The organism is Persicitalea sp. (genome assembly GCF_041751555.1).
Taxonomy (GTDB): Bacteria; Bacteroidota; Bacteroidia; order Cytophagales; family Spirosomataceae; genus Persicitalea.
Window position 1 is genome coordinate 1 of sequence record NZ_JBGSXF010000231.1, and the last position, 8,772, is coordinate 8,772.

Genomic DNA, 8,772 nt, shown 5'->3' on the forward strand with positions numbered 1-8,772 from the left:
GCTTTTTCCAAATCCCAGGCTTCAACAATTCCTTCGCTTTCCAGTTTTTCGATCAATTGCCGAAACTCCGGCGTGCGCACCGAGAAGTACTGCGCGCCGTGGTCAGCACGGGTATTCTCGATGCGCCGCGTGGCCATACGGCCGCCGATGCCCCGCCCTTTGTCCAATACAGTCACGTCCCAACCCTGGGCAGTGAGTTCGCGGGCGGCGGTGAGTCCGGCCATGCCCGCGCCGATGATGATGCAAGAGTTCATAAATAATGATGACGGGGTCGCCCGTGCGATGATGAGTGAAGAATGATGAGTGATTTGGCGTAGATGTGTTGGCTACTTCTTACTTTTACCCTCAACAAGAAATAGCTGGCATTGTTGACAAATCGCTCCTCCCTTACTTTCAGGTGGCTTAAAGTATTGAAATTTCTCATAACAGGAATTTTCGTAGCCTTTGTCAGCTATTACTTCCTCTACTCTCACATCTTCTACTGCCAGACGGTCGCCTTTTCAAGTTTTGAAAAGATTAACGAAAAACTGTACGTCAGTGCAGGAACCGACGCCGCCCAACGGCAGCGAATGTACGAAGCCGTCGGCAAAGCTCGGCAACGCATCGAGGCATTTTGGGGGAAATCTCTTGGCAATGCAACCCTCATTCTGTGCAGTAATCCCGAAGAATATCAGAAATATTGCCACAGCAGCGAAGGTGCGGGTTGTAGCCTGGGAACGCCCTGGGGTGATTCATACATCGTGCTGAATCTCTTCGGCCTGAACGTGGACGTCGTCAGCCACGAAATGTGTCACGACGAATTGTTCACCCGGTTAGGCTGGTGGAAAACTACTACACAAATTCCGCAGTGGTTCAACGAGGGTCTGGCCCTGATGCTCGACCGCCGCTTCGTGCCGGAAACCGAACCGATGAAACGCTACCTTAGCTACAAGGATGAATGGCTGTACTTGACCCACGGCGCGCAGGAAGTGCTGGAATTGAAAAACTTAAAAACCATGCGAGGCTTCTTCGGCGGAAATCAACGCCACGTAATGCTGGCCTACATGTCGGCGGGCATGGAAGTGTCGTACTGGCTATTGCTCACCGGCCCGGAAAGCGTGCGGGCTTTGCTGGACACCTTGCGGCGGGGCGGCGACTTTGCCGAGACTTACGGCAATCTGAAAACAGCCGGGGAGTCGCAGCGGCGCGTGCCGCCTTCGTTCTATCCACTGCGTTGATTTTTTCAGGATAAACCTGAAATCGTGCATTTTTTTCACAAAAAACGTACTTTCGCCCTCGCTTTTAGAAAGACACCTCCCATTTTTGCCCAACAAGGTCAATTCAAACCTTCTCTCAACCCTTCTCGATGATGCAACAACTACAAACACTCGATTACGTCGTATTTTTCTTTTACTTCATAATCGTGGCGGGCTACGGGTACTGGATTTACCACCGTAAAAAAAACGATGCGGCTTCCACGACCGATTTCTTCCTGGCCGAAGGCTCGCTGACCTGGTGGGCCATCGGTGCATCGCTGATCGCTTCCAATATTTCCGCCGAGCAGTTCATAGGCATGTCGGGCAACGGTTTTTCGATGGGACTCGCCATCTCTACTTACGAGTGGATGGCCGCCGCCACGCTGATTATCGTGGCGGTGTTTTTTATGCCCATCTACCTCAAGAACCGCATTTTCACCATGCCGCAGTTTTTGGAACAGCGGTATAACAAGAGCGTCAGCCTGATCATGGCCATTTTCTGGCTGGCGCTGTATATTCTGGTCAACCTAACCTCCATTCTGTACCTGGGGGCGCTGGCCGTTTCCGGCATCTCCGGTCTCGATTTCGATTTCTGCATGTGGACGCTGGCCATTTTTGCCATCATCATTACGCTGGGCGGCATGAAGGTGATTGGTTACACCGATGTGATCCAGGTGTTTTTCCTGATCCTCGGCGGTCTGGCCACTACCTACCTGGCGCTCAATCTGGTATCGGACGACGCCGGACGGCAGGGTATGATCGAGGGCTTTAAGATCATGACCGAAGGCCACGACGACCATTTTCACATGATCTTCGATAAGGGCAATCCGTTTTACTCCCAACTACCCGGCCTCACGGTACTGATCGGCGGGATGTGGATCGTGAACCTGAACTACTGGGGTTGCAACCAATACATTACCCAGCGTGCCTTAGGTGCCGATCTCAAAACGGCCCGGAACGGTATTCTTTTCGCCGCCGGCTTGAAACTACTCATGCCTGTGATCGTGGTACTTCCGGGCATCGCGGCCTACTCGCTATACAGCCGCGGAATGTTCCAAACCGAAATGCTTGGGTCCGACGGGATGCTGCTGCCCGACAAAGCCTACCCGGTGCTTCTGAACCTGCTGCCCGTAGGACTGAAAGGCCTTTCTTTCGCGGCCCTGACGGCGGCGGTGGTAGCTTCGCTGGCGGGTAAGGCCAACAGTATATCCACTATTTTCACGCTCGATATTTTCAAGAATTACATTGGGAAGGAAAAGACCGAAGCCCAGCTCGTACGTACGGGACGCATCGTGGTGGTCGTGGCGATGGTGATGGCCATCGTGGTCGCGCCCTACATGGGCATCGATAAGAAGGGCGGTTTCCAGTTCATTCAGGAAATGACCGGACTGCTTTCGCCCGGCATCTTTGCGGCCTTCGTGATGGGCTTTTTCTGGAAGCGTACCAACTCCGCCGGGGCACTTTTTGCCATCGTGGGTGGCTTTCTGATTGCCCTGGCAATGCACAACGGCTTCCCTCCCTTTGTGGGCTGGGAAACAGTACCTTTCCTTGACCGCATGGGGGTAGTTTTCCTGATCTGCGTGGTCGGCATGCTCATTCTGGGCTTCCTGGCCCCAAGCCAGAACAAGGGCCTCGAAATCGATGCGTCGATGTTCAAGACGCACCGAACATTTACCATCGGGGCGGTGGCGGTAGTGGCCATCATTACTTTCCTGTACGCTTATTTCTGGTAGAAAGGAGGTTGTTCGAGACGCCTGTCCTGGTTGGAAACTTCGGTTTTTAGCGGGACAGGCGTTTTTTTGAGTAGATCAGGTTTTGCTTAACAAAAGCATAGCTGCCAAATCAAGTTAAAACTTCTCTTCTGATACCCATACCGATCCTGTTGGGAGGAAAATGTGGGGAGAAAACGCCTCCTAACTAAGTTTTCCCAATTCCGAATGGTGCGATTAGTTGACCTCCGATCGCTCCTCTGAAAACTTCGCCCCCACGGGTGAGCGGTACTTCTGAAACGGAATCTTTAATAGGTTACTGACCTGTCCGTTCTCGTGCGACTCCATGTGCGTATCGATGCCATAGACAAGTTTGCTTCCTTCTTCCCGCGCGAAAGTCCCGAACACCCGATCCCAAATCGAGAAAATATTGCCGTAATTCGTATCCGTGTAGGGCTGCACGTAGTGATGATGGACGTGGTGCATGTTGGGCGTTACAATCAACCAGCTAAGTACTTTGTCAACGGAGTTAGGCAAATTGATGTTGGCGTGGTTGAATTGCGAGAGCGCCACCGATAGCGCCTGGTACAAAAACACCAGCCACATGGGTGCGCCGGTGAGTACCACGGCGGCGGTCGTAAACACGAAGCGGAACACGCTCTCTCCGGGATGGTGGCGGTTGGCGGTGGTGGTGTCCACGTGGGTATCGGTGTGATGAATCAAGTGAAACCGCCACATCCATTTGACCTTGTGTTCAGTCCAATGCACGAAATATGCACCAACCAAGTCCAGCAGCATCATTCCGACCAGCCCGTAGGCCCAAAGCGGCATCTCGGGCAACCATTGCAGCAGCCCGAATTCGTTCGCTATCGCCCAGTCGCTGGACTTGACGAGGATGAACGCCATCGCGAAATTGATAATGATCGTCGTGATGGTAAAGAAAATATTGATCCCCGCGTGCTGCCATTTGTTATACTTGAAGCGGAAAAGCGGCAACGCCCCCTCAATCAGCCAGAAAAGCGTGATGCCGCCCACCAGAATGGCTGAGCGATGAGTGGAAGGTATGGTGGCGAAGTAGTCGGCGAGTTGTTGCATGAGCGAGCGTTTACTTTAAAGGAATAACCCTCCAAAGTAAACGCTATAACTTTATTTTTTGCACACAAAGAACAGAAAAGTACTAGTTTTCGGTCAATTGGCTCACAAACCGCGCGTGATCCCAGTTGATTTTCAAATCAGTAATCTGATCTTTTTCATTAAAGCGGAAAATGAAAATGTGGTCATTTTCAAACCGCAGCCCTTTGCTGGGAATGCCCATAAACTCCTTAGCCTGGGTGCCGAAGATCGCTACCTTACAGGTGGTGGCATCGCCTTCTACCGTGAGGGTATCTACGGTATTATCCAGGTCAGGGAAGCAGTCCATGAGTAGGCTCCACACGACTTTGCCAAATTCGCGGAACAGCCCCTTGCCATCGTCGCCAAGTGGTTCAAAATGAACTGTGGCGTCGGGCGTGGCGAGATGAATCATTCTCTCGGTGTCCAGGTCTTGATAGGCCGAAAAGAATTCAATGCAGGTTCCCTTGCGCGTAAGGTCGGTAAGGGTTTCGGTGGTTTTAGTAGTTTCCATGTTAGGTAGATGTTAGGTAGATGTTAGATAGAAATTATGAGATAGGGAGGTATTATCGGGCTGGCGCACTAGATTGTCTATTTTGCTTTGGCGAAGACTTCGCGGAGTTTTCCGTCCCAACCTTCCTGAATGAGCTTGCCGTTTGTGAGGGTAATTTTAAAAGGCTCCACTTTGCCGCGCCGGGTCATGTCCCAGGACCAGAGTTCGTTGGTTTCGGTGAGCGTTTTGCCGTCGAATTGGTAACGGCAAATGCCTCCGCCGTCGAATTTCCTATTGGCAGCATCGTAGTAGGCATACACGGCGTAGGGGTAGGCGAATATCTTTAACATGCTGAATCCCTTGTATTTCCCCTCGCCAAAACGACTCTGCCCGCCCCAATAACCTTCCTCCATTTTCCAGACCCCTTCCAGCCCCTTGTCTTTCAGAGGTTCCGTGGGAACCACTCTTTCCCTAACTTCTTTCAATTCATAATCGGGGTACTTGCCCGTGTTGAGTTTTCCTGATTGCTGAAATTCGTTGGGCGTAAGTTTGTAGTCAAAAGCGATGGTGCTGCCCACAGCGGAAGAATCCCAGGAGTAAAAATCAATACGTTCGTTATACTTGCCGTTGGCCAGGTCGTAGGTACCACCGGCTATCCCGTTGAGTTCATTATTGCCTTTTTTCAATGACCCCACAAACCAGTAGCCGTCCTTGAATACCTTGATACTCACTCGGTCGTCGGCGGTCACCCAGTCCTTGTCTTTTGGATATTTCAGGCGGCTCATTTTGTAGGCTCCGTTCAGTTTGCTGACGGGTTCCTCATGCGTGAAAGCGAACAGGAGCAGGAAAGCACCGAGTGCCAGTAAGGTCTTTTTCATCGTCGTTCGGTAGTTTGGTTTGACGAATCAAAGCTACGGGGAGCCTAATCGCTATGATTGTAAAAATGCGACATTTTACTACGTGCTATTCCAGCCAATGCGCCAGTTCCACATTATTCTTCACGTAATGCGAAGGACTTTTGCCCGTAAATTCCGTAAATTCCTTAATGAAGTGCGACTGGTCGTAGTACCCGAACTGATGAACCACATCCTGCCAATCGGCCACCTGCCAGCGATGCTGCGCCAGAAGATGGCACAAGGCTCCCACGCGGCGGATGCGGGCGTAGTACTTGGGACTCAACCCGACTTTTTGCAAGAATTGCCGTTCAAACTGCCGACGGCAGACGTACAGGTCGTCCATCAAAACCGAAATATTCACTACACCCTGCTGCGCCACGATCAGATTCGCGGCGTAATCGGTGCGGTCGGGTTGGGCATTGCGGCGGAGCAACTGGCGGTTAAGAAACTGTTCGAGAATCGCTATACGTTCAATAGGCGAAGTGGCTTCCCTGATTTGGCTCTCCCAGGCTTCAGTGCTACTACCCAGCACCGCGCGTAGTTCGGTACGCTCATCGGAAAACTCATACATAGGTAAGCCGAACAGGGTACTCAGTCCGGCGGGCCGGAACACAATTCCTGCCATCCCTACCTGGCCTGTGAGTTGCAACTGATAGCTACGGGTAGCCTGGCCCGTCAGAAAAGCCGTGGGGATCACTTCGCCGTTTATTTTATGGGAAGTGACCCGGTAGGGCGTACCGAAGTTGAAAACCATAGATCCATAACCGCTGGGCGGAGACTCCACTTCGACCGGGTGCGGTAGTAGGTTGCTACTTTCCCACACGAAGAAACATTCCACGAAGGGAAGCAGATGCGGCGGAGGGGTGAACTTACGGTAGTACATGACGCACTTCGGAGTGTTATGTTCAGTAGAATCACGATTTCTCTAACCAAAGATGCATCCTTTGCCAAATAAAACCTATAATTACCGATAGACTGTCTCTCAGGAATTTATCGAACGGTTGATTACTTGGGCTAATTCTGGAATCTTGTGTCCTGTGAAGATGCACAGTAGCCCGTGGCAGTCGGCTTCAATATGCTTACCTTTGCCATACTGTACAAACTACCCGCCGTGCTGCTGGCGTCAATTCCAATTATGGGATCACACTCAAGCAGGCGGCATTGGTACGAGTGAAAAAATGCTGAACTCATGAACTCATTGACTGCCCCAAAAACCGGAGACGGTGGCATCATCCTCACCAGCGCCGAAGACCTGCTGAACTGGGCGCGACTCTCATCGCTCTGGCCGATGGGCTTCGGCCTGGCGTGTTGCGCTTTCGAGATGATGGCCACCTTCGCTTCGCATTACGATCTGGAACGCTTCGGTATCTTCCCGCGCCCATCGCCCCGGCAGTCGGACGTGATGATTATTTCGGGAACCGTTACCTTCAAAATGGCCGACCGCGTCCGGCGGCTTTACCAGCAGATGCCCGAACCGCGCTACGTGATTTCGATGGGGAGTTGCTCCAACTGCGGCGGGCCATACTGGGAACACGGCTACCATGTGGTGAAGGGCGTCGATCGCATCATTCCGGTAGATGTGTACGTACCGGGCTGTCCGCCCCGTCCCGAGGCGCTGATCGGTGGTTTTATGAAATTGCAGGAAAAGATTCGCGGTGAACACCCTTTGAGTCAGTCGAAACCCGTACCGACATTACTCCTGGAAATGGAGGCAGAAGAAGCGAGTGCTTTATTTTGATCCGTCAATTGAGTAATTACCACTATTTATTTAGAATAATTTAAAATAGTCTTGGAGGTAGGGAAGATAGTTTTTAGCTTTGTGTTCTTTGAAACAGAACCCAGCCATTCCGTGCAGCAGACCAACGAGCTTTACCGAACCACCAAAGGCACATCCTGGCAGTGCGACCTCACTAACCGCATCCATTTGCAATTTGGGGAGATGGAAGTGGCTTTTAAAATGCGCGACTTTTCCGCTTTTCGGCGGAAAATACAAGCCGTCGATATCCAGGAAAGACTCTACGACTTATCCGACGAGGGCGACTTCGAGGTGATCGAGGCCCCGCAGCAGGGGCTTTCCCTGCAACTCACACTCTGCGATCTCATTCAACTCCGTGACTTACTGAATGGCACCAAATTTGCGCTTCAACTCAACAGCCTGTTGCACGAAGCCCTCGGAGAGGTCTCGCTGGTGTAGTCATCTTCTTTTTTAGACTAATTCTATATTTGCTTATTTGTGAGCCAATTACGAACTATTTTTGTTTGCAATCCCTTCTCTTTTTAGAAATTCACCTATTACATTTTTGACGATGAAAGATCTGGTAAGACAACATACTTCCCTGACGGAAGACGTAGAAATGGTGCTGAACGCGCAGTGTAAAATGGAAGCCGAGGCTTCTTTGAAGTACCTGGCCATGGCTGCCTGGCTCGACCGCAACGGCTACGACTATTCGGCGGGCTACCTCTACGGACAAGCCGAGGAAGAGAGGGAGCATTTTTTGAAAATATTCAGGTACATCACCGAAGTGGGCGGCACGGCAACTACGCCGACCATCAGCGAAGTGCAGCAGGAGTTTGCCTCTTTGCGTGACGTGTTCGAAACAGCCCTACGGAGCGAAATCGCCGTCACGCACTCCATCAATCGTATTGTGGCCAAGTGTCGCGAGTTGAACGACTATGCCACTGAGGAATTTATGATGTGGTACGTACGCGAGCAACGCGAGGAAGAGCGCAACGCCCGGCGGGTGATGGAGCTATTCGATCTTATCGACGCCGACAGTGCCACCGGAAAATTCGATCTCGATAAGGAGATTGGGAAAGTAGGGGGTACTTTATCATGATGAATAATCAGCCATTCCAGTTATCTAAAAAAGGAGCCAAATCGGCTCCTTTTTTAGGAAATATACTTTCTGAAAAATTGCTGGATATCCTTTTCAGACACCTCGGTATGCCAGGCATTGGTAGGTTGGAAGCACACGACCGGGGCTTGCTTGCAGCGGTCGGTGCAACCCATCCTGATTAGTTCCACTTCGTTTTTCAGACCATTCGCTTTGATCGCGTCCTTACAGTATTTCCTGACTTCGGAATATTTTCCGCACTTTTTCCCCTCACAAATAAAAATCGCCTTTTTGGGGAACCCCGATTTGCCCATCCTCACTTAATTTTTTAGTAAAATTTTTAAAACAACACACCAAATCCTGTTAAGTTCGGCTTTCCGTATCTTTGTTGCATGAATTTTACTGACATTCACCTGCTGCTGACCGATCGCCTGGGCGACACAGCGATTACTGAGGCCGTGGCGGACGTCCCGCAACCTTTTCTGGTCGTGCCGT

Annotated in this window: 11 protein-coding genes; 5 read left to right on the forward strand and 6 right to left on the reverse strand. The window is 51.2% G+C overall.

The genetic code is table 11. The features are described from left to right. A partial coding sequence (locus tag ACEW8P_RS08240; RefSeq protein ID WP_373512609.1) for an FAD-dependent oxidoreductase occupies positions 1 to 254 on the reverse strand: 254 nt, incomplete at its 3' end. Between the two features lie 156 nt (positions 255 to 410). Here ACEW8P_RS08240 and ACEW8P_RS08245 point away from each other — a divergent pair. Both ACEW8P_RS08245 and ACEW8P_RS08250 read left to right on the forward strand, forming a co-directional pair. After that, complete coding sequence (locus ACEW8P_RS08245; protein WP_373512610.1) at positions 411 to 1,217, forward strand: hypothetical protein; 807 nt, start codon at positions 411 to 413, stop codon at positions 1,215 to 1,217. A 131-nt stretch (positions 1,218 to 1,348) separates the two neighbouring features. Continuing rightward, the gene (locus tag ACEW8P_RS08250; RefSeq protein ID WP_373512619.1) at positions 1,349 to 2,968 is read left to right on the forward strand and encodes a sodium/solute symporter; all 1,620 of its coding nucleotides are present in this window, start codon (positions 1,349 to 1,351) and stop codon (positions 2,966 to 2,968) included. 213 nt (positions 2,969 to 3,181) lie between these two features. Here the strand turns inward: ACEW8P_RS08250 and ACEW8P_RS08255 are convergent, their stop codons facing one another. The 4 genes from ACEW8P_RS08255 to ACEW8P_RS08270 all read right to left on the reverse strand — a co-directional run bounded on the left by ACEW8P_RS08255 (position 3,182) and on the right by ACEW8P_RS08270 (position 6,326). Further along, positions 3,182 to 4,039, reverse strand: a complete 858-nt coding sequence (locus ACEW8P_RS08255; protein WP_373512611.1) for a sterol desaturase family protein — start codon at positions 4,037 to 4,039, stop codon at positions 3,182 to 3,184. A gap of 82 nt (positions 4,040 to 4,121) precedes the next feature. After that, positions 4,122 to 4,568, reverse strand: coding sequence for an ester cyclase (locus ACEW8P_RS08260; protein ID WP_373512612.1), 447 nt, complete (start codon positions 4,566 to 4,568; stop codon positions 4,122 to 4,124). Positions 4,569 to 4,645: 77 nt separating this feature from the next. Continuing rightward, positions 4,646 to 5,425: a hypothetical protein gene (locus ACEW8P_RS08265; RefSeq protein ID WP_373512613.1), complete on the reverse strand. Its 780-nt coding sequence runs from the start codon at positions 5,423 to 5,425 to the stop codon at positions 4,646 to 4,648. 85 nt (positions 5,426 to 5,510) lie between these two features. Continuing rightward, a complete protein-coding gene (locus ACEW8P_RS08270; protein ID WP_373512614.1) occupies positions 5,511 to 6,326 on the reverse strand; it encodes a DUF6597 domain-containing transcriptional factor in 816 nt (271 codons plus the stop codon). Between the two features lie 306 nt (positions 6,327 to 6,632). Between ACEW8P_RS08270 and nuoB the strand changes: the two genes are divergently transcribed. The 3 genes from nuoB to ACEW8P_RS08285 all read left to right on the forward strand — a co-directional run bounded on the left by nuoB (position 6,633) and on the right by ACEW8P_RS08285 (position 8,280). After that, positions 6,633 to 7,181 (forward strand): NADH-quinone oxidoreductase subunit NuoB, encoded by a 549-nt coding sequence (nuoB, locus tag ACEW8P_RS08275; RefSeq protein ID WP_373512615.1) that lies wholly within the window; start codon positions 6,633 to 6,635, stop codon positions 7,179 to 7,181. A 111-nt stretch (positions 7,182 to 7,292) separates the two neighbouring features. Beyond that, positions 7,293 to 7,637 carry a DUF6686 family protein gene (locus tag ACEW8P_RS08280; RefSeq protein WP_373512616.1) on the forward strand — a complete coding sequence of 115 codons (345 nt, stop codon included), beginning with the start codon at positions 7,293 to 7,295 and terminating at the stop codon, positions 7,635 to 7,637. A gap of 112 nt (positions 7,638 to 7,749) precedes the next feature. Next, positions 7,750 to 8,280, forward strand: a complete 531-nt coding sequence (locus tag ACEW8P_RS08285) for a ferritin (RefSeq protein WP_373512617.1) — start codon at positions 7,750 to 7,752, stop codon at positions 8,278 to 8,280. Positions 8,281 to 8,333: 53 nt separating this feature from the next. Here ACEW8P_RS08285 and ACEW8P_RS08290 read toward each other — a convergent pair whose 3' ends face one another. Beyond that, positions 8,334 to 8,591, reverse strand: a complete 258-nt coding sequence (locus tag ACEW8P_RS08290) for a ferredoxin (protein ID WP_373512618.1) — start codon at positions 8,589 to 8,591, stop codon at positions 8,334 to 8,336. Positions 8,592 to 8,772 lie beyond the last annotated feature (181 nt).

Excerpts from the sequence above, each read along its gene's own strand:
- ACEW8P_RS08250 (WP_373512619.1), top strand. The coding sequence starts at position 1,349 with ATGCAACAACTACAAACACTCGATTACGTCGTATTTTTCTTTTACTTC.
- ACEW8P_RS08255 (WP_373512611.1), bottom strand. The coding sequence starts at position 4,039 with ATGCAACAACTCGCCGACTACTTCGCCACCATACCTTCCACTCATCGC.
- ACEW8P_RS08260 (WP_373512612.1), bottom strand. The coding sequence starts at position 4,568 with ATGGAAACTACTAAAACCACCGAAACCCTTACCGACCTTACGCGCAAG.
- ACEW8P_RS08265 (WP_373512613.1), bottom strand. The coding sequence starts at position 5,425 with ATGAAAAAGACCTTACTGGCACTCGGTGCTTTCCTGCTCCTGTTCGCT.
- ACEW8P_RS08270 (WP_373512614.1), bottom strand. The coding sequence starts at position 6,326 with ATGTACTACCGTAAGTTCACCCCTCCGCCGCATCTGCTTCCCTTCGTG.
- nuoB (WP_373512615.1), top strand. The coding sequence starts at position 6,633 with ATGAACTCATTGACTGCCCCAAAAACCGGAGACGGTGGCATCATCCTC.
- ACEW8P_RS08285 (WP_373512617.1), top strand. The coding sequence starts at position 7,750 with ATGAAAGATCTGGTAAGACAACATACTTCCCTGACGGAAGACGTAGAA.
- ACEW8P_RS08290 (WP_373512618.1), bottom strand. The coding sequence starts at position 8,591 with ATGGGCAAATCGGGGTTCCCCAAAAAGGCGATTTTTATTTGTGAGGGG.